Genomic DNA, 18,819 nt, shown 5'->3' on the forward strand with positions numbered 1-18,819 from the left:
GTTAACCGATCTCACAAATCCCGTGTACCAGAGATAGCCGTGCCGGGAGTCTGCCGCATGTCGATGTTCCTGCTCATGTCTGCCAGCTTGCAGGCTTGACCGCCAACTCCGACGCGACGTTGAATTATCGAACTCGGCACCACGCGATGTGGGCATACGTACGACACCATCCGGACATCCACGATATCATTTGCCGGTGTCATGCTGACAACAACATTTGTGCCATTTTTTTAGCGGAGACCCGTATCGATGACCGCCCAACGCAGGCGCCGGTCGTGATCGGCCCTTCTCTTGCGTAAGCCTTTAACCATTCGATACCTCGAGGGAGTTTTATGGAATCCAGAGACAGCATCGCCGACATCTGGGGCGAGCGCACCCCGTACGAAGGCCGGGACAAATGGCCTCTCCGCGTCGACCAGCGCACCTCCGAAGAGCCCGACCGCTGGGTACAGTCGGCCTGTGTGCTGTGCTCGAACGGCTGCGCTTGCGACATCGGTGTCAAGGACGGCCGCATCGTCGGCGTGCGCGGGCGCGCTCAGGACCTGGTCAACCGCGGCCGACTGGGTCCGAAGGGACTGCATGGATGGGAAGCCAACAACAGCCCGGATCGCCTGACCCATCCCCTGGTGCGCCGCAACGGGCGGCTCGAGCGCGCCAGCTGGGACGAAGCCATGCAGCTTATCGTCGACAACGCCCAGCGGATCAAGCGCGAGTTCTCGGCCGGTGGAATCGGCTTCTACACCAGTGGCCAGCTGTTCCTGGAAGAGTATTACACGCTCGGGATGATCGGCAAGGCGGGCCTGGGCACGCCCCACATGGATGGCAACACCCGCCTGTGCACGGCAACGGCGGCGGCCGCGCTCAAGGAAAGTTTCGGCAGCGACGGCCAACCCGGTTCCTACTTCGACATCGATACGACCGACTGCATCCTGATGGTCGGGCATAACATGTCGAACACCGACACCGTGCTGTGGATGCGCGTGCTCGACCGGCGCCGCCACGCCAACCCGCCAAAGCTCATCGTGATCGATCCACGCACGACCATGACTGCACGCGAAGCGGACCTGCACCTGGCACCGAAGATCGGCACCAACGTCGCCGTGCTGAATGGCCTGCTTCACCTGCTGATCGAAGGCGGCTACGTGGACCAGCAGTTCGTCCAGGACCACACGGTCGGCTTCGACGACCTGAAACGCCTGGTGGCCGAGTACCCGCCCGAGCGGGTCGAGGAACTTTCGCGTGTGCCGGCCGCCGACCTGCGGCGCGCCGCCGAGATGATCGGGAGCTCGAAGCTGCTGCTCTCGAGCTGCCTGCAGGGCGTGTACCAGTCCAACCAGGCCACCGCAGCCGCGGTGCAGATCAACAACGTGAACCTGATCCTGGGGCGCATCGGCCGTCCGGGTTGCGGCATCTTGCAAATGAACGGCCAGCCTACCTCGCAGAACACCCGCGAAAGCGGCGCCGACGGCGACCTGCCGGGTTTTCGCAATTGGAACAACTACGAGCACATCGAGGACCTGGCGCGTGTCTGGAACGTCGACCCGGCCATCATCCCGCACTGGACGCCGCCGACGCACGCGATGCAGATCTTCCGCTACTGCGAGACCGGCTCGATCCATCTGCTGTGGATCCAGGCCACCAACCCGGCCGTGTCGCTGCCGCACCTGCAGCGCGTGCGCGACATCCTGCAAAAGCCCGAGCTGTTCGTGGTGGTGCAGGACGCTTTCTTGACCGAGACGGCGCAGCTGGCCGACGTGGTGCTGCCGGCCGCGCTGTGGGGCGAGAAGACCGGCTGCTTCACCAACGTCGACCGCACGGTGCACATCAGCCACAAAGCGGTCGAGCCGCCGGGCGAGGCGCGCTCGGATTTCGACATTTTCGTGGATTTCGCGCGGCGCATGGATTTCCGCGACAAGGACGGCGCCCCACTCATCAAATGGAGCACGCCGGAACAGGCCTTCGAAGGCTGGAAGGAATGCACGCGGGGGAAGCTCTGCGACTACACCGGCCTGTCCTACGAAAAGCTGACGGGGGGCTCGGGTATTCCGTGGCCATGCAACGCCGAGCACCCCGAAGGCGAACACCATCTCTACAAGAACCACGTGTTTCCGACCGATGCGGCCCATTGCGAAAGCTACGGCCATGACATCATCACCGGCGCGCCGGTGCCGGCGCTGAAATACAAAGCCAGCGATCCAGCGGGACGCGCAATATTGAAGGGGGCGGACTACATGCCGCCGTTCGAGCAGCCCGATGACCGCTACCCCTTCTTCCTGACGACGGGACGGCTGGTGTACCACTTCCATACACGCACGAAGACCGGCCGCTCGCCTGAATTGTCAAAGGCGGCACCGGAGGCTTTCGTGCAGGTTTCCGATGGCGATGCGGCCCGCCTCGGCATCAAGGAAGGAGACTGGATCAGGCTCTCCTCGCGCCGCGGCGGCATCGAGGCCCCGGCCAGGGTCGGCGGCATTGGCGAGGGCGAGGTCTTCGTGCCCTTCCATTACGGCTACTGGGACGAGCCAGGCCGTGCGCGTGCCGCCAACGAGCTGACGATCTACGAATGGGATCCGGTGAGCAAGCAGCCTCACTACAAATATGCGGCGGTGAGCGTCGAGAAGGTGCCGGCGCCCGCGCTGCGACAGCCGGAGCGCATGGACCCGGCCCAGCCCGGTGAAGCCGGCATCGAAGCCAAGGGGGGTATCGTGCATGCGGTGAAGGAAGCCTTTGTCGAAGGCATGCAGCAGGCCAGGCCGAAGCGCGCACACGTGGCCGACTACCTCGGCCTGCTGCAGGAAAGCGAAAGGCGCCTGGCCAAGGCATTCGAGCAGCTGCGCAGCACCCACCCGGATGAACCCGATATCGGACCGCTTTCCCATGTGCTTGCCGACTGGTCGCGGGCCTCGGCCGATGCGCTCGACCCCTTCGTGCAAAAGTATGGCGAACGCAAGGAAGGCGAACCGGAGCGCCTCGACAAGGCACTGCTGGTACAACGCAAACAGGGCGGCTTCGACATGCTGCGCGACCTGCACGACCTGTGGCTCGCCGTCAATGAAAGCATGATCTCGCTCGACGTCCTGGAACAGGGCGCGCGCTCCCTGCACGACAAGGAGTTCGAAGCGGCGATCAAGCAGATCCGCCACCAGAACAGCCGCCAGCTGGAGTGGCTGCACGGGCGCATACGGCAGGCGGCTCCGCAGACGCTGGTGGTACCTTCGTGAACGAGTGGGCGGTCCGACACCGCGGCGGTCTACCTGTCCGGCGCCGCCGGTCCGCCCTTGCCCGTCTGCCAAGCGTGTTTGCACCGATTCCACACGTACGCGAGAATGTCAGCATGATCATGGCATCGAGAGGAGCAGGCATGAGCATTACCGTGAAGAACACAACCCCAGACACGACCCGTATCACCCTGGTCGGCGAACTGCAGGATGGCAGCTTCAAGGCCAAGGTCATGAGCGAGACCGACGTCCCCTACACGCCTTATTGGGAGCAGCAGGTGGAACAGCGCATGATCTACATCCAGCCGGATCCCGAGCAACTGAAGGCCATCGTCGCTGCCCTCAATGAGCGCCGCCTGACGCTGGATCAGCTGCAGAGCTTCGGCAGCGCCGGCGGGGGCGAATCCGAGATTCCGGTTTAACAGGAGAAAATATGAGCACACAACAGAGCAAGGGCGAGGATGCGCCCACGCTGGGCATCGGCGGTCCCACCAGCGGAGAAGCCGGGTCCACCCTTACGCACGAAACCATGGCCGAAACCGGCGGCAGCGGCGGCGACGCGCTGACCAAACCGCGCGACGAAGAGACCATGGAGTCGATGCCGCCGCTGGGTCAGCCGGCCGCGCCGGAGAGCAGCCAGCCCAACACGGCGCCGGAAGGCGCGGACACGGCGGCCACCGCCACCGCGCGAGGCGCGCAGGACACGCGCAGCCAGCAGGCCGGCATCAACCCGACCGGCTTGGGCACGCCCGAGACCGGCGGCAACCAGTCGGAACAGGACCTGGCGCCGCCGTACCGGAAATAAGACCGCCGCTCAGTGATCGGCGGCCATGGCGAGGCAGGCTTCCGCGCAGCGCCGGCAGGCCTCGGCGCATGCCTGGCAATGATCCATCTGGTGCTTGCGGCACTCGGTACCGCAGGCCGTGCAGACTTCGGCGCACAGGCGGCACAGCTGCACGGCGTAATCGCTGCCGCGCGCCATGTAGGCGGCCGCCATGCGGCAGATCGCGGCGCAATCCATGTCGAGCGCGATGCAGCGCGCCATCATCTTGACGTCGTCTTCCTGCAGGCAGGCCGTGGAACAGTTGTCGCAGGCTGCCGCGCAGGCGTAGCAGGCATCGATACAGGCCTGGTATTCCGGGTGCTGTAGAGCGGGCATCGCTTCCTCCATCGCTGTGTGTGAAAGCAAAGCTTAGCACGCGATGGAAGACGGATTCGTACCAATGGAGCCCGGGTTCAGCGGCTTGCCGCCGCGCCTTTCACGACCGCCCCACCCTTCATCACGAACTTCACGCGGGTCAGCTCGGCCGGGTCCTTCAGCGGGTCGCCGGCGACGGCGATCAGGTCCGCGTACTTCCCCGGCGAGACCGAGCCGATCCGGTCCTTCCAGCCAAGCAGGTCGGCGGCATTGATGGTCGCGGCCTGGATCGCCTGCATCGGGCTCATGCCGTACTGGACCATGTAATGGAACTGGCGCGCATTGTCGCCGTGCGGATAGACGCCGGCGTCGGTGCCGAAGGCCATCTTGACGCCGGCCTTGAAGGCCTTGCGGAAGTTGTCGCGCTGGAGTTGGCCGAGTGCGCGTTCCTTCTCCAGCGATTCGGGCAGCATGCCGGCCTTGCCGCCTTCCTGCAGGATGTAGTCGTCGTTATAGATGTCCATCACGAAGTAAGTGCCCTTCTCGCGCGCCAGGCGGATGCCTTCGTCGTCGACCAGGCTGGCATGCTCGATCGAATCGACGCCGGCCAGGATGGCGTCGCGGATGCTGCTGGCGCCATGCGCGTGCGCGGCCACGCGCCGGCCCAGCTTGTGCGCTTCATCGACGATCGCCTTCATCTCCTCGAGCGTGAATTGCTGGGCGCCCGGCTCGTCGCCCTTCGACAGCACCCCGCCCGAGGCGCAGATCTTGATGACGTCGGCGCCATACTTGGCCATCTCGCGGACCTTGGTGCGGGCCGCCCACGGACCGTCGGCGACGCCGTTCTCGACGTAATGGAAATCGTGCGGCAGCAGGTTGTTGTCGCAGTGGCCGCCCTGGATGCCGATGGCGTAGCCGGCCGTGCGCATGCGCGGACCCGGCAGCTCGCCTTCGTTGATGGCGTCGCGCAGGGCGACATCGCCGAAGCCGCTGGCGCCGACGTTGCGCACCGTGGTAAAGCCGGCATTCAGCGTCACCTGCGCCGCATGGGCTCCATACATCGCGGCGCGGATGTCGGACACGCCCAGCGAGGCGTAACCGTGCTGGTTCGGATTGCCGGTCAAGTGAGTGTGCGCGTCGATCAGGCCCGGCAGCACGGTGGCGCCCGACAGGTCGACCAGCTCAGCGCCGGCCGGCACCGCCACGCTGCCGGTGGGGCCGACCGCGGTGATGCGCTCGCCACTGATCAGGATGGTCTGGTTGTCCAGCACCTTGCCGGCGACGACGTCGACCAGCTTGCCGGCGCGGACGGCGACCACGTGGCCGGCAGCGTTGGCCGAGGTTTCGGCATGGACGGAGGCGGCGAGGCCGAGCACGGCCAGCGCGGCCGCGATTGCTTTCAATTTCATGGACGGATGCTTTCGAGGGAGGACGGCGCGGCCAGCCGGTGCCAGCTGCGCCAGGAAACGAGGGCGTTGATCCAGAAGCCGGCATACAGAACGGCAGTCAGGTGCAGCCCGCGGCTGAAATACAAGGGGGTGGCGATCGTATTGACGAGCAGCCAGAAGCTCCAGTTTTCGACGCGGCGCTGCATCATCAGGACCTGGCCGATGATGCTGAATACGAGCACGGCGGAATCGGGGAAAGGCGCGTAGGCGTTCGTGAAATGGTGCAGCATGGCGCCGTAGGCCGCGGTGGCGCCGACGCCGAGCGGCACGATCCACAACATGCCGGCCATGCCGGCATGGGTGACGGGCAGCGGCTCGCCTTCGCGGCCGCGCAGCCATTTCCACCAGCCGACCAGGCTGGTGACGACGAAGAAGATTTGCAGCGCGACGTCGGCGTACAGCCGGTTCTGCGCGAACAGCAGGCCGAACAGCGCGCAGCCGACCACGCCGGTCCACCATGTGTGGACATTGTTCCGGCCGGCCAGCACGATGGCGACGGCCGTAAAGAGGTTTGCCGCCAGTTCGAGCGGTGCGATCGCGGCCAGCGCCGCAGCGACAGTGCCCGCCAATTCCAGCGGGCCGCTCATCGCGCCCGGTCCTGCCCTGCCTGCTTCATGACCGCTCCTTCGCCGAGAAGCGTGTACTGTACGTCAGCCGGCCGGATTATTGCAAGAGAGGAAGGTTCGAATCCTCTTAGTCCAGGCGGATCGATTGATGCTCGCTGTCCAGGTCCGGCTTGTCGCCGGTGATCGCCGCCTTGGCCATGGCGAAGATGCGGACCATCTTGCTGTCGTTCGAATCCCAGTACTCGGCCGAGTGCGGATCGACCCGGATCAGCACCACATGCTCGTCTTCCGGGCCGGCCGGGAACCAGGCCTGCACGCCGGTGTTCCACATTGCGCGGATGCGTTCGCGGTCGACCACGCGCTCGGCGGTGCCGCTGACGGACACGTATAGGCTGTGCTCCTGGTCGGCGAAGCCGAGGTTCACTTGCGGGCGGTGGGCGATGCAATCCCACAGGGAAGTCAGGGTCGAGGTGTAGAACCAGATGCCCCCCCTGGTCGTCGACCTGCTGCCGGGTCATCGGCTGGCTCAGCAGGTGGCCATGCTGGTCCTGCCAGGTGAACATCGGGAAGCGCACCTCCTTGATCTTGTCGGCCAGCTTGGCGACTTCGGCGGTGTGATGCGTGTTCATGGGTGCTCCTCATGGATGGCTTGATGTGCGGCCATGCTAGCCCGCGCCGACGTGCAGGTCGGTGCGCCGCCGAACATCGGCGCAGCACTTTTTTGAGACGAGTCAACCCGGCCGGAAAGCGCGGAAAACCTGGGTTTGGGCGCCCTATAATCACGTTTCAGCGCCGGATTCCGCCGGTCGCCGCGCCGCCAACGAGGATGGAGCACGCCGCGAATGAATCCCAGCCACCGCCATGCGCAGTCGTTTCCGGATGGTGCCGGCGCACTCACCGGCACGCGCACCGGCCTGCTCGCCGGCGCAGGCGATGGCGCTTCGGCGCGAGCAGAGGTCGGCGCCGCCGGACGGCCGCGGCTGGTGCTGCACCTGGTCGATACGCTGGCCAGCGCCAACATCGACGGCGGCCTGCTGAACCTGATCCGCCACCTGCCCGCCGAACGCTACCGCCACGCCATCGTGTGCCTGCGCGACCAGGGCGACTACGAAGCCGGCCTGCGCGAACAAGGCGTCGAGATCCTCAACCTGCAGCAGCCTGCCGGCGGCGCGCGTGGCATGGCGCACTACCTGCGGCTCTACCGTCTGCTGCGCAGCCTGCGGCCCGACCTGATCCATACCCGCAACCAGGCCGGGCTGCCGGCGCAGCTGGTGGCGGCGCTGGCGGGCGTACGCCTGCGCGTGCATGCCGAGCACGGGCGCGACATCATGAAAGCGGGAAGGACCGGTTTACGCAGCCGGCTGTGGCGGCGCATGCTGCGCCCGCTGGTCGACCATTTCATCGCCGTCAGCAGCGACCTCGAACGGTGGCTGATCGACGCCGTCGGCGCTGCCCCGGCGCGCGTCTCGCAGATCGGCAACGGCGTCGACAGCGTGCAGTTCCACCCACGCCTGGGGCCGGCCGCAGCGGTCGGGCCGCCCGGCTTCATGCACGACGGCGTGTTCGTGATCGGCAGCGCCGGCCGCATGGACGACGACGCCGGCCATGCGCACCTGGTCGACGCCTTCCTGCGCCTGATCGCCTCGCCCCATCCCGCCCACCAGCGCCTGCGCCTGATGATCGTCGGCGACGGGCCGGCGCGCGCCGAGTGCCAGGCCATGCTCAATCGCGCCGGCGCCTCCGCCCGTGCCTGGCTGCCCGGCGCGCGCACCGACACCGCCCAGCTGCTGCGCGCGATGGACCTGTTCGTGCTGCCGTCGCTGTTCGAGGGCCGCACGAACGCAATCCTGGAAGCGATGGCCAGCGGGCTGCCGGTGGTGGCGACCGCGGTCGGCTGCAACGCCGAGCTGGTGCATGCGGGCTTCACCGGCATCCTGGTGCCGCCGATGTCGGCGGAAATGCTGGCGGCGGCCGTCTCGGACTACTGCCGCATCCCGGAGATGGCGGCACGCCACGGCGCGCGGGCCAGGAGCCAGGTCATCGCCCGCCACAGCATGCCGGCGATGGCGCGCGATTATCTCGCCGTCTACGACGCGCTGACGGGCGCCGACGCTGCCGACACCGACGCCTGGCAAAGGGATGCCTGATGCGCGTGCTGCACCTGCTCGACCATTCCGCGCCACGGCGCAGCGACTACAGCCGGCGTGCGCAGGCCCTGCTGGAGGGCTTGCGCAAGCAAGGCGTTCAGACGGTGCACCTGACGGGAACCGGACAAGCGGATGCGGATGGCGCCGGCGACGGCTGGCATTTCTACCGCACCGCCACGGCGGACCGGCGCTTACCCTTGATCGGCAGGGCTGCTCCGGACTCCCGCCTGGGCGCCGCCATGTCGACGGCCGCGCTGGCCTTGCGCCTGCGCCAGGTGGCAAGGCTGACGCGGCCCGACCTGATCCACGTGCACCTGCCGAGTTCGAACGCGGTCGCCGCCTGGCCGGTGGCACGGCTGGCCCAGGTCCCGCTGGTGGTCGACGCCGAACGGCGCGGCCACGCGCTGCCGGCTTACCCGTTCCCTCGCGCCGAGCGTTGGGCGCTGGGCGCGGCGCACGCGATCGCCACGGGCACTGCCCAGGTGCGCGCCGTGCTGCGCGCCGAGGGCCTGGCCGCGAAGGCCATCGCCGTGGTTCCACAGGCGCCGGACCTGCTGCCGGGAAGGCTCGCCGGCGTCAGGATGGAGAACCTGCTCGGCGCGCCCCTGCTTGCCTACGCCGGGGGGCTGGCGCCGGACGACGGGCTGGACCTGCTGCTGACGGCGCTGGCGCAGGTGCGCCGCCGGCATCCAGCGCTGCGCCTGCTGGTGGCCGGCGGCGGCACACTGGAGCTGCGCTTCGAGCGTCTGCTGGCCCAGCCCGCGCTGCGCGGCCACGTCGTGTTCGCAGGCCCGCTGTCGTACCGGCGCGCGGCCGACGTGCTGCCGCGTGCCGACATCGCAGTGTTTCCCGCGCTCGGGCACCGGCCCTGCCTGCAGCCGTCCCGTCATCTGCTCAACGCCCTGGCGCAAGGCTGCGCGATCGTCGCATCGGACCTGGCCTGCCACAGCGAACTGCTGGTGCACGGGCATAGCGGGATCCTGTTCGAAGCCGGCAGCCGCGCGGGGCTGGCAAAAGCGATCCTCGACCTCCTTGCCCAGCCCTGGCGCATCGACGCCCTGGGTAAAGCGGCACGCGATTTCATGAGCACGCGCCGCAGCTGGGAAGTGACGGCGGCGCGCTACCGGAGCATCTACGAGATGGTCTTGAATAATTGTGATGCATCACGTTAAAGCGAGACGGTGCCACTCCAACAAGGTGGCGCCAAATCGTCTATAGTGATGCTTCTCTACAAATTCAATGGAGCTTGAGAAACCATTGCGATGCGCAAGCGGTTCATCCGGCCCACACCACCATGAAATTCGATGTTGCTATCGTCGGCAGCGGCCTGGCCGGCCTCTCTGTCGCCCTCCACCTGGCGCAAACCCGCAAGGTCGCCATCATCTCCAAACGTGAACTCCTCGACGGCGCCAGCAACTGGGCGCAGGGCGGGATCGCCGCCGTGCTCGATTCCGGCGACAGCCACGACCAGCACATCGCCGACACCCTGGTGGCCGGCGCCGGCCTGTGCGACGAAGCGGCGACCCGCTCCATCGTCGAGCACGGCCGCGAAGCCATCGAATGGCTGATCGAGCAAGGCGTGCCCTTCACGCGCGACGAGAGCGCGGAGCTCGGCTTCCACCTGACCCGCGAGGGCGGCCACAGCCAGCGCCGCATCATCCACGCGGCCGACGCCACCGGCCACGCGGTACAGGTCACGCTGGAACAGAAGGTGCGCGCGCATCCGAACATCTCGCTGTTCGAGCACCACTGCGCGATCGACGTCATCACCTCCGACAAGCTGACCCCGAACGGCGTCCACGGCGGTGCGCCGAGCCTGGTCGGCCAGCCACGCTGCTACGGCCTGTACGTCCTGGACGAACAGAGCGGCAAGGTGCTGACCTTCGAAACGGAGCACACCGTGCTGGCCACCGGCGGCGCCGGCAAGGTCTACCTGTACACGACGAATCCGGACACCGCCACCGGCGACGGCATCGCGATGGCCTGGCGCGCCGGCTGCCGGGTCTCGAACATGGAATTCATCCAGTTCCATCCGACCTGCCTGTATCACCCGTATGCGAAATCCTTCCTGATCAGCGAGGCCGTGCGCGGCGAAGGCGGCCTGCTCAAGCTCCCGCCCGAAGCGGGCAGCGCCGGCGGCACCCGTTTCATGCCGGCCCACGACGAGCGCGGCGAACTGGCCCCGCGCGACGTGGTGGCGCGCGCGATCGACTTCGAGATGAAAAAGCGCGGCCTGGATTACGTCCACCTCGACATCTCGCACCAAAGCCCGGAGTTCATCAAGGAACACTTCCCGACCATTTACGCGCGCTGCCTCGAACTGGGCATCGACATCACCCAGCAGCCGATCCCGGTCGTGCCGGCGGTGCACTTCACCTGCGGCGGCGTGGTCACCGACCTGGCGGGCCGCACCGACATCCCGGGCCTGTACGCGGTCGGCGAAACGGCCTATACCGGCCTGCACGGCGCGAATCGCCTGGCCAGCAACTCGCTGCTCGAATGCCTGGTGGTGGGCCGTGCCTGCGCCCACCAGATCGCCGCCACGCCGCGTGCCGACTTGCCGGCGCTGCCGGCCTGGGACGAGAGCCGCGTCACAAATGCCGACGAAGAGGTCGTGATCGCCCATAACTGGGACGAACTGCGCCGCTTCATGTGGAATTATGTCGGCATCGTGCGCACCACCAAGCGCCTGGAGCGCGCCCATCATCGGATCCGCCTGCTGAAGGAAGAGATCGACGAGTATTACCGTAACTTCCGCGTCACCAACGACCTGCTGGAGCTGCGCAACCTGGTCGAGGTGGCGGACCTGATCGTGCGCAGCGCGCTGTCGCGCCGCGAAAGCCGCGGACTGCATTATTCGCGGGATTATCCGGATACCTTGCCGAAGGCGTTGCCGAGCGTGCTGACGCCGCGCAGGCGCTGACGTCATTCCCGCGCAGGCGGGAATCCAAGTTCGTTGCGGGCCGTTTGCGTATTTCGGCCGCTCACATCCACCTGGCTTCCCGCCTTCGCGGGAACGACGGCCAAGCAGATGAACCAGAAACTCTCCCCCTCCACCATCCTCCTGCTGACGATTCCACCCTTCCTGTGGGCCGGCAACGCCATCGTCGGCCGCCTGGTGCGCGAAGCGGTGCCGCCGATGACGCTGAACCTGCTGCGCTGGACGATCGCACTCGCGATCCTGCTGCCGCTCGGGCGTGCCGCATTCAGGAGCGGCAGCGGCGTGCTGGCCAACTGGCGACGCTATGCGCTGCTGGGGCTGGTCGGGGTCGGCATGTACAACTCGCTGCAATACCTGGCCCTGCAGAGCTCGACGCCGATCAACGTGACCCTGGTCGCGTCCGGCATGCCGGTCTGGATGATGCTGGTCGGCCGGCTGTTCTTCGGCGTCGCGGTGCGGCCCTGGCAGGTGGCCGGCGCGCTGCTGTCCATCCTCGGGGTGCTGGTGGTGCTGTGCCGCGGCGATGCCGGCCAGCTGCTGGCGTTGCGCCTGGTGACCGGCGACCTGTACATGATCCTGGCGACCATCGCCTGGTCTTTCTACAGCTGGATGCTGATGCAGCCCGGAGACGCGCCGCGGCTGCGCGCCGACTGGGCGGCCTTCCTGGCGACCCAGGTGGCCTACGGTCTGCTGTGGTCGGCGCTGTTCACGGGCGTCGAGTGGAGCATCCGGGCGCCGGCGATCGCCTGGAGCGGCAAGCTGGCGGCGGCCCTGCTGTTCGTCGCCGCCGGCCCGGCGGTGCTGGCCTATGCGCTGTGGGGCGCCGGCATCCGCCGCGCCGGACCCGGCATCGGCGCCTTCTTCGTCAACCTGACCCCGCTGTTCGCGGCGCTGCTGTCCACGGCTTTCCTGGGCGAGTTGCCGCACACCTATCACGTGCTGGCCTTCGCCCTGATCGTGGGCGGCATCGTCGTGTCGAGCCGGCGCTGAGCCGTCCGCCGCGAGTCCGTCGCGGCAATGCTGCAGCGCAGCGCGCCGGCCGGTATCGTGTGTCCGTCCCGTCAGTAAGGGTGTTAGGATCCCGGGGGAAGAAGCACAAGGAGGAACCACCACGATGGCTGAAGGTTTTACCGTCCACGACGGCGCGGCGCACGCGCATGCTGAAAAGCTGGCCGAATTCCTGGACCGCCACCCGCGCGCCCTGGTACTGACCGGCGCCGGCCTGTCCACGGCCTCCGGCATTCCCGATTACCGCGACCGCGACGGCACCCGCCGAGGCCGTCCGCCCATCCACGGGCCGGATTTCCGCAAGTACGAACAGGTCCGGAAACGCTACTGGGCACGCAGCATGATCGGCTGGCCCGTCCTGTCGCGGGCGCGTCCGAATCCGGGCCATGTTGCGATCGCAGCATTGGAAAAGATCGGCCACATCGGCTCGGTGCTGACCCAGAACGTGGACGGCCTGCACGGCCAGGCCGGCAGCCACGGCGTGCTCGAGCTGCACGGCAACATCCATTCGGTCGTCTGCCTGGACTGCTCGGCGCTGTTCCCGCGCGCCTTTGTGCAGGGTCAATTGGCCGACGCAAATCCGCACATGCTGCATGCGGACGCGACTCCGCTGCCGGACGGCGACGCCTCGGTCGAGCCGGCCGAGCTGGCCGAATTCCGCCTGCCGCAATGCGTCTGCTGCGGCGGCACCCTGATGCCGAACGTGGTCTTCTTCGGCGACAACGTCCCGCCCGCGCGCACTGCCATCGCGCTCGACCAGATGGAGCGCGCCGACGCCCTGCTGGTGGTGGGGTCCTCGCTGATGGTCTACTCGGGCTTCCGCTTCTGCCGCATGGCCCAGGCCAGCGGCAAGCCGATTGCCGCCATCAACCTCGGCCGCACGCGGGCCGACGATCTGCTCGACATAAAAATCGAAGAATCGAGCGAGCGACTACTGCCTCTCGTGGTCGAGCTACTCGAACGGGCTCGGGCTGGAACTGAAAGAGTCACGCCATCCATTCAACTCGACGGGGGAACATTGTGACGACTACGAATAACATCAAAGGCTGGCAGATCGGCGCCGCCGTGGCCGGGCTCGGCTTGGCCGCATCCTTCTTTTACGTGCGTTCGAAAACGAAACAGGCCGAGGCGGAAAATCCGCCGCAGGGCCGCTTCCTGGAGGTCGACGGCGTGCGCCTGCACTACATCGAGCGCGGCGCAGGACCGGTGCTGGTGCTCTTGCACGGCAACGGCGTACTGGCCGAGGACTTCGAACATAGCGGACTGCTGGACCGTGCGGCCGAGCACTATCGCGTGATCGCCTTCGACCGTCCGGGTTTCGGCTACAGCGAGCGTCCGCGCAGCAAGGTCTGGACCCCGCAGGCCCAGGCGCGGCTGCTGCACCATGCACTGCAGGAGCTGGAGGTCGATTCCGCGATCGTGCTGGGCCACTCCTGGGGCACGCTGGTGGCGCTCTCGATGGCGCTGGAGGCGCCGGATTTCGTGCGCGGCCTGGTGCTGCTGTCCGGCTATTACTATCCGAGCTTGCGCGCCGACGTGCTGACTTCCGGCCCGGCCATCCCCCTGGTCGGCGACCTGATGCGCTATACGGTGTCGCCGCTGGTCGGCCGCATGCTGTGGCGTCCTATTGCCAAACGGGCTTTTGCGCCAATGGAGGTCGACGTCCGTTTCCGCGCGCTGCCCGTCTGGATGATGTTGCGGCCCAAGCAGCTGCGCGCCGCCGCCGCGGAAACCGCCATGATGATCCCGTCCGCGATGGCATTGGCCAAGCGTTACCCCGAGCTGAAGGTGCCGGCCGTGATCATCTCCGGCACCAAGGATCTGATCGTCGACTTCAGCCACAATTCCGAGCGCCTGAGCGAGCGGATTCCGGACAGCGAGCTGCAACTGCAGTCCGGTGTCGGGCACATGACGCATTACGCGCGTCCGGACCAGGTGATGGCGGCCATCGATTCGATCGCTTCGCGGGTCGGCGAGCACCTGCACTTGCGCAGCCCGCAGGCGGAGGCCACGGCGGCGGCCGGCGAAAGCGGAGTCTGAGCCGGCTCAGCGCGCGGCCAGCCACTCCTTCAGGGCGCGGATGATCGCGGCATCGTTCGGATGCATGGCGATTTCTCCCAGCCGGGCGGCCGGCACCAGGTGCACCGCCTGGGTTTCCCAGCCCATCGCCGACGGACAGCCGGCGATGCGTTTCGCGACGTAGTAGCGGGTGTAGGTCTGGGTGCGGCGCACGTCGAGCAGGAAGGCTTCGAGGCGCACGGCCAGGCCGGACTCTTCGAAGACTTCACGCACGGCGGTGTGCTGCAGCGAGCCGCCGGGGTCGACCCGGCCTTTCGGAAAGGTGGCCGCATAGCCGCCGAAGCCGTTGGTGGGCGATACCAGCCAGACCCGGCCGTCATCCTCGAGCACGACCGCGCCCGCTGCGGCCTTGAAACCAGGCGGCAGGACGAATGCCGGTTCCGGGACGGCGTCCTCGACGGCAGGCAGGGCCAGCGCGCACGGCGCCGGCGCAAGTCCGTTCAGCAGCGGCGGCATCGCGCCGCCGGGAATGACCGTGGCGGCTGCGGCCGCATCGTCCCAGCTCGCCAAGGGCGTCGGCTGGCTGGGGCGATGGATGGTGACCGCTTCGCCCGCCTCGTCCGGACAGGGATGCGGAATGGCCGGGGTCGCGCTCAAGGCTCGCTCAGCCGATGACGCGCAGCGAGTAGTCGGTCGCCTTCACATCCTTGGTCAGGCTACCGACCGAGATCCGGTCCACGCCGGTCTCGGCGATCGCGCGCACGGTCTGCATGTTGATGCCGCCGGACGCTTCGAGCAGCGCGCGGCCCTCGTTGATGCGTACCGCCTCGACCATCATGTCGAGGTCGAAGTTGTCCAGCAGGATCGACACGGCGCCGGCCGCCAGCGCTTCTTCCAGTTCGGCCATGTTTTCGACCTCGACCTGGATGCTCACGCCCGCGTTCAGCGCATTGGCCGCCTGCAGCGCCGGGGTGATGCCGCCGGCCGCCGCAATGTGGTTTTCCTTGATCAGGATGCCGTCGTACAGCGCCATCCGCTGGTTCGCGCCGCCGCCCACGCGCACCGCGTACTTCTGCGCCAGGCGCAGGCCCGGCAGGGTCTTGCGGGTGTCCAGGATTTTCGCGCGGGTGCCGGCGATCACGTCCACGTAGGTGCGCGTAGCGGACGCGACGCCGGACAGCAGCTGCAGGAAGTTCAGCGCCGCGCGCTCGGCCGTCAGCAGCGAACGCGGCGAACCTTCGATGGTGCAGACGATGGAGTCGGCGGCCATCAGGTCGCCTTCGGCATACTTCCAGTCGATCTCGATGTCCTGGTCGACGGCCAGCATGATGCCTTCGAACCAGGGCGCGCCGCACAGCACGGCCTGTTCGCGCACGAGTACGCGGGCCTTGGCGCGCGGCTCCTCCGGGACCAGCTTGCCGGTCAGGTCACCGCTGCCGACGTCTTCCAGCAGCGCGGCCAGCAGGTTCTGCTCGAAGGCGGCCTGCAGCTTGTCGTCGAAGGCGCCGGCTTCGGCGAAGGGGTTTTTCAAGTTGCTCATGCCGGCCCGATCCCCGAAAACAGTTTGCTTTCCTGCTCCAGCGAACCGGTCGGCAGGGCCTTGGCCTTTTTCGCGGCGGCGAAATCGAGCATGCGGTCGATGGCCTTCCTGGCCTGGCGGCCGGTTTCCGGATCGACGTGGATCTCGTTGCGTCCATCGGTGGCTTCCAGCACGGCGGCCAGGTTGACCAGGCCGTTCATCGCCATCCACGGGCAGTGGGCGCAGCTCTTGCAGGTCGCGCTGTTGCCCGCGGTCGGGGCATCGATGAAGTGCTTGCCCGGCGCGGCGGCGCGCATCTTGTGCAGGATGCCGTTGTCGGTGGCGACGATGAAGGTAGTCGCATCCATCGTGCGGGCGGCGTCGATCAGCTGGGTGGTCGAGCCGACCACGTCGGCCTGCTCGACCACGTTGCTCGGGGACTCGGGGTGCACCAGCACCTTCGCGTCCGGATACTGGGCGCGCAGCAGGTCCAGTTCGATGCCCTTGAACTCGTCGTGCACCAGGCAGGATCCCTGCCACAGCAGCATGTCGGCGCCGGTCTTCTTCTGGATATAGGAACCCAGGTGACGGTCCGGCGCCCACAGGATCTTCTTGCCCTGCTTGTGCAGGTAGTCGACGATGTCCAGGCCGATCGACGAGGTCACCATCCAGTCGGCGCGCGCCTTCACGGCGGCACTGGTGTTGGCGTAGACCACGACCGTGCGGTCGGGATGCTGGTCGCAGAAGGCCGCGAACTCGTCGGCCGGGCAACCCAGGTCCAGCGAGCAGGTTGCGTCCAGGTCCGGCATCAGGATGGTCTTTTCGGGGCTCAGGATCTGCGCGGTCTCGCCCATGAAGCGCACGCCGGCGACCACCAGGGTCTTGGCAGGGTGGTCACGGCCGAAACGCGCCATCTCGAGCGAGTCCGAGACGCAGCCGCCGGTTTCCTCGGCCAGGTCCTGCAGGTCGGCATCCACGTAATAGTGGGCCACCAGCACCGCCTCTTTTTCCCTTAACAGGCGCCGGATACGCTCTTTCAGCGCTTCCCGCTCGGCGGCCTCGACGGGCGACGGCACGCGCGCCCAGGCTTCCGAGGTCGAGCACACGCCGCCCACCGGGCGGTCGTATTCGAAGGTCTTGATCGGGGCGATGGTGTTCATTATTCGAGACCCTGGCTCTTCAGGTAATCCTCGTAATTGCCGCGGAAGTCGATGACGGCGTCTTCCTTCACCTCGAGGATGCGGGTTGCCAGCGAAGACACGAACTCGCGGTCATGCGACACGAAGATCAGGGTGCCGGCGTACTTGTCGAGCGCGACGTTCAGCGACTCGATCGATTCCATGTCCATGTGGTTGGTCGGTTCGTCGAGCATCAGCACATTATGGCGGCCCAGCATCAGCTTGCCGTACATCATGCGGCCCTTCTCGCCACCGGACAGCACGCGTACCGACTTCTTGACTTCGTCGCCGCCGAACAGCAGGCGGCCCAGGCTCGAGCGCACGGCCTGGTCATCGTCGCCTTCCTTGGTCCACTGGCCCATCCAGTCGGTCAGGTTCAGGTCGGTGGCGAATTCCTCGGTCGGATCCTGCGGCATATAGCCCGGATTCGCGTTCTCGGCCCACTTGATGCGGCCGGTGTCGGCGTCCAGCCCGGTAATGGAGTGTCCGCCGATGCAGCGCAGCAGCGTGGTCTTGCCGGCGCCGTTGGCGCCGATGATGGCGACGCGCTCGCCGGCTTCGATCATGATCGAGAAGTTCTTGAACAGCGTGCGGTCATAAGACTTCGACAGCCCTTCGGTCTCGACCGCCAGGCGGTGCAGCTTCTTCTCGCCTTCGAAACGCACGAACGGATAGGCGCGCGAGGACGGCTTGAATTCCTCGATCTTGATCTTGTCGATCTGCTTGGCGCGCGAGGTCGCCTGGCGGGCTTTCGACTTGTTCGCCGAGAAACGGCGCACGAACTCCTGCAGCTCGGCCACTTTTTCCTTGGCCTTGGCGTTGTTCGCCAGCTGCTGGTTGCGGGCCTGGGTCGACGCTTCCATGTAGTCGTCGTAGTTGCCCGGGTAGACCTTCAGCGTGCCATAGTCCATGTCGGCGACGTGGGTGCAGACCGAGTTCAGGAAGTGACGATCGTGCGAGATGATGATCATCGTCGAGTTGCGCTGGTTTAGCATGTCCGCCAGCCAGCTGATCGTGTGGATGTCCAGGTTGTTGGTCGGCTCGTCCAGCAGCAGGATGTCCGGATCCGAGAACAGGGCCTGGGCCAGCAGCACCCGCAGTTTCCAGCCCGGCGCCACGGCGCTCATCGCGCCCTGGTGCAGGTCGGTGCCGATACCCAGGCCCAGCAGCAGTTCGCCGGCGCGTGCTTCGGCCGAGTAACCGTCGTATTCGGCGACCTTGCCTTCGAGCTCGGCGGCTTTCATGTAGTCGTCGTCGGTCGCGTCCGGGTTCGCGTAGATCGCGTCGCGCTGGGCGATCGCGTCCCACAGCTCGGTGTGGCCCATCATGACCACGTCCAGCACGCGCACGTCTTCGTAGGCGAACTGGTCCTGGCGCAGCTTGCCCAGGCGCTCGCCCGGGTCGAGCGAGACGTTGCCGCCCGACGGATCGAGGTCGCCGCCGAGGATCTTCATGAAGGTCGACTTGCCGCAACCGTTCGCGCCGATCAGGCCGTAGCGGTTGCCGTCGCCGAATTTGACGGAAATATTCTCGAACAGCGGCTTTGCGCCGAACTGCATCGTAATGTTGGCTGTACTGAGCACTGGCTTACCTTCCTGCGATGGTTTTCGTTTAACCGTGCATTTTACCACTGCGCC

General features: G+C 66.9%; 17 protein-coding genes. 9 read left to right on the plus strand and 8 right to left on the minus strand.

All coding sequences use genetic code 11. The features are described 5' to 3' along the window. Positions 1-332 precede the first annotated feature (332 nt). The 3 genes from ACI48D_RS17335 (at position 333) to ACI48D_RS17345 (ending at position 4,023) form a co-directional block, all read left to right on the plus strand. Positions 333-3,221 (plus strand): molybdopterin oxidoreductase family protein, encoded by a 2,889-nt coding sequence (locus tag ACI48D_RS17335; RefSeq protein WP_435572488.1) that lies wholly within the window; start codon positions 333-335, stop codon positions 3,219-3,221. Between the two features lie 140 nt (positions 3,222-3,361). Further along, complete coding sequence (locus tag ACI48D_RS17340; protein ID WP_435572489.1) at positions 3,362-3,640, plus strand: hypothetical protein; 279 nt, start codon at positions 3,362-3,364, stop codon at positions 3,638-3,640. An 11-nt stretch (positions 3,641-3,651) separates the two neighbouring features. Continuing rightward, entirely contained in the window at positions 3,652-4,023 is a 372-nt protein-coding gene (locus ACI48D_RS17345; protein WP_435572490.1) for a hypothetical protein, read from the plus strand. Between the two features lie 9 nt (positions 4,024-4,032). On the opposite strand, the gene ACI48D_RS17350 is transcribed toward ACI48D_RS17345, so the two are convergent. The 4 genes from ACI48D_RS17350 to ACI48D_RS17365 all read right to left on the minus strand — a co-directional run bounded on the left by ACI48D_RS17350 (position 4,033) and on the right by ACI48D_RS17365 (position 6,854). Further along, positions 4,033-4,377, minus strand: coding sequence for a four-helix bundle copper-binding protein (locus ACI48D_RS17350; protein WP_435572491.1), 345 nt, complete (start codon positions 4,375-4,377; stop codon positions 4,033-4,035). 77 nt (positions 4,378-4,454) lie between these two features. Then, the gene (locus ACI48D_RS17355; RefSeq protein WP_435572492.1) at positions 4,455-5,765 is read right to left on the minus strand and encodes an amidohydrolase family protein; all 1,311 of its coding nucleotides are present in this window, start codon (positions 5,763-5,765) and stop codon (positions 4,455-4,457) included. Next, a complete protein-coding gene (gene pnuC / locus ACI48D_RS17360) occupies positions 5,762-6,391 on the minus strand; it encodes a nicotinamide riboside transporter PnuC (RefSeq protein ID WP_435572493.1) in 630 nt (209 codons plus the stop codon). The genes ACI48D_RS17355 and pnuC overlap by 4 nt, the downstream gene beginning before the upstream one ends. Positions 6,392-6,497: 106 nt before the next feature. Beyond that, positions 6,498-6,854, minus strand: a complete 357-nt coding sequence (locus ACI48D_RS17365; RefSeq protein WP_435572588.1) for a pyridoxamine 5'-phosphate oxidase family protein — start codon at positions 6,852-6,854, stop codon at positions 6,498-6,500. A gap of 358 nt (positions 6,855-7,212) precedes the next feature. Here ACI48D_RS17365 and ACI48D_RS17370 point away from each other — a divergent pair, with 358 nt between their 5' ends. The 6 genes from ACI48D_RS17370 to ACI48D_RS17395 all read left to right on the plus strand — a co-directional run bounded on the left by ACI48D_RS17370 (position 7,213) and on the right by ACI48D_RS17395 (position 14,506). Continuing rightward, entirely contained in the window at positions 7,213-8,517 is a 1,305-nt protein-coding gene (locus ACI48D_RS17370) for a glycosyltransferase (protein WP_435572494.1), read from the plus strand. Further along, entirely contained in the window at positions 8,517-9,689 is a 1,173-nt protein-coding gene (locus ACI48D_RS17375) for a glycosyltransferase family 4 protein (RefSeq protein ID WP_435572495.1), read from the plus strand. Before ACI48D_RS17370 ends, ACI48D_RS17375 begins: the two co-directional genes overlap by 1 nt. Before the next feature lie 122 nt (positions 9,690-9,811). Further along, positions 9,812-11,440, plus strand: coding sequence for an L-aspartate oxidase (gene nadB, locus ACI48D_RS17380; RefSeq protein ID WP_435572496.1), 1,629 nt, complete (start codon positions 9,812-9,814; stop codon positions 11,438-11,440). Between the two features lie 108 nt (positions 11,441-11,548). Continuing rightward, positions 11,549-12,448: a DMT family transporter gene (locus ACI48D_RS17385; RefSeq protein ID WP_435572497.1), complete on the plus strand. Its 900-nt coding sequence runs from the start codon at positions 11,549-11,551 to the stop codon at positions 12,446-12,448. A gap of 124 nt (positions 12,449-12,572) precedes the next feature. Beyond that, on the plus strand, positions 12,573-13,490 hold the full coding sequence (locus ACI48D_RS17390) for an NAD-dependent protein deacetylase (RefSeq protein ID WP_435572498.1): 918 nt from the start codon (positions 12,573-12,575) through the stop codon (positions 13,488-13,490). Next, positions 13,487-14,506 carry an alpha/beta fold hydrolase gene (locus ACI48D_RS17395; protein ID WP_435572499.1) on the plus strand — a complete coding sequence of 340 codons (1,020 nt, stop codon included), beginning with the start codon at positions 13,487-13,489 and terminating at the stop codon, positions 14,504-14,506. The genes ACI48D_RS17390 and ACI48D_RS17395 overlap by 4 nt, the downstream gene beginning before the upstream one ends. Before the next feature lie 6 nt (positions 14,507-14,512). On the opposite strand, the gene ACI48D_RS17400 is transcribed toward ACI48D_RS17395, so the two are convergent. From ACI48D_RS17400 to ACI48D_RS17415, 4 genes are read right to left on the minus strand one after another with little or no spacing between them, the layout of a single operon-like run. Continuing rightward, positions 14,513-15,142, minus strand: a complete 630-nt coding sequence (locus ACI48D_RS17400) for an NUDIX hydrolase (protein ID WP_435572500.1) — start codon at positions 15,140-15,142, stop codon at positions 14,513-14,515. A 7-nt stretch (positions 15,143-15,149) separates the two neighbouring features. After that, on the minus strand, positions 15,150-16,025 hold the full coding sequence (gene nadC, locus ACI48D_RS17405; protein WP_435572501.1) for a carboxylating nicotinate-nucleotide diphosphorylase: 876 nt from the start codon (positions 16,023-16,025) through the stop codon (positions 15,150-15,152). Then, positions 16,022-17,164 carry a quinolinate synthase NadA gene (gene nadA / locus ACI48D_RS17410; RefSeq protein ID WP_435572502.1) on the minus strand — a complete coding sequence of 381 codons (1,143 nt, stop codon included), beginning with the start codon at positions 17,162-17,164 and terminating at the stop codon, positions 16,022-16,024. The genes nadC and nadA overlap by 4 nt, the downstream gene beginning before the upstream one ends. After that, positions 17,164-18,765 (minus strand): ABC-F family ATPase, encoded by a 1,602-nt coding sequence (locus ACI48D_RS17415; RefSeq protein ID WP_435572503.1) that lies wholly within the window; start codon positions 18,763-18,765, stop codon positions 17,164-17,166. The genes nadA and ACI48D_RS17415 overlap by 1 nt, the downstream gene beginning before the upstream one ends. Positions 18,766-18,819: the final 54 nt, after the last annotated feature.

Source organism: Massilia sp. LXY-6 (assembly GCF_051233485.1).
Taxonomy (GTDB): domain Bacteria; phylum Pseudomonadota; class Gammaproteobacteria; order Burkholderiales; family Burkholderiaceae_D; genus Telluria.

Excerpts from the sequence above, each read along its gene's own strand:
- ACI48D_RS17340 (WP_435572489.1), top strand. The coding sequence starts at position 3,362 with ATGAGCATTACCGTGAAGAACACAACCCCAGACACGACCCGTATCACC.
- pnuC (WP_435572493.1), bottom strand. The coding sequence starts at position 6,391 with ATGAGCGGCCCGCTGGAATTGGCGGGCACTGTCGCTGCGGCGCTGGCC.
- ACI48D_RS17370 (WP_435572494.1), top strand. The coding sequence starts at position 7,213 with ATGAATCCCAGCCACCGCCATGCGCAGTCGTTTCCGGATGGTGCCGGC.
- ACI48D_RS17345 (WP_435572490.1), top strand. The coding sequence starts at position 3,652 with ATGAGCACACAACAGAGCAAGGGCGAGGATGCGCCCACGCTGGGCATC.
- ACI48D_RS17385 (WP_435572497.1), top strand. The coding sequence starts at position 11,549 with ATGAACCAGAAACTCTCCCCCTCCACCATCCTCCTGCTGACGATTCCA.
- ACI48D_RS17355 (WP_435572492.1), bottom strand. The coding sequence starts at position 5,765 with ATGAAATTGAAAGCAATCGCGGCCGCGCTGGCCGTGCTCGGCCTCGCC.
- nadB (WP_435572496.1), top strand. The coding sequence starts at position 9,812 with ATGAAATTCGATGTTGCTATCGTCGGCAGCGGCCTGGCCGGCCTCTCT.
- nadA (WP_435572502.1), bottom strand. The coding sequence starts at position 17,164 with ATGAACACCATCGCCCCGATCAAGACCTTCGAATACGACCGCCCGGTG.
- ACI48D_RS17375 (WP_435572495.1), top strand. The coding sequence starts at position 8,517 with ATGCGCGTGCTGCACCTGCTCGACCATTCCGCGCCACGGCGCAGCGAC.
- ACI48D_RS17390 (WP_435572498.1), top strand. The coding sequence starts at position 12,573 with ATGGCTGAAGGTTTTACCGTCCACGACGGCGCGGCGCACGCGCATGCT.
- ACI48D_RS17335 (WP_435572488.1), top strand. The coding sequence starts at position 333 with ATGGAATCCAGAGACAGCATCGCCGACATCTGGGGCGAGCGCACCCCG.
- ACI48D_RS17350 (WP_435572491.1), bottom strand. The coding sequence starts at position 4,377 with ATGCCCGCTCTACAGCACCCGGAATACCAGGCCTGTATCGATGCCTGC.
- nadC (WP_435572501.1), bottom strand. The coding sequence starts at position 16,025 with ATGAGCAACTTGAAAAACCCCTTCGCCGAAGCCGGCGCCTTCGACGAC.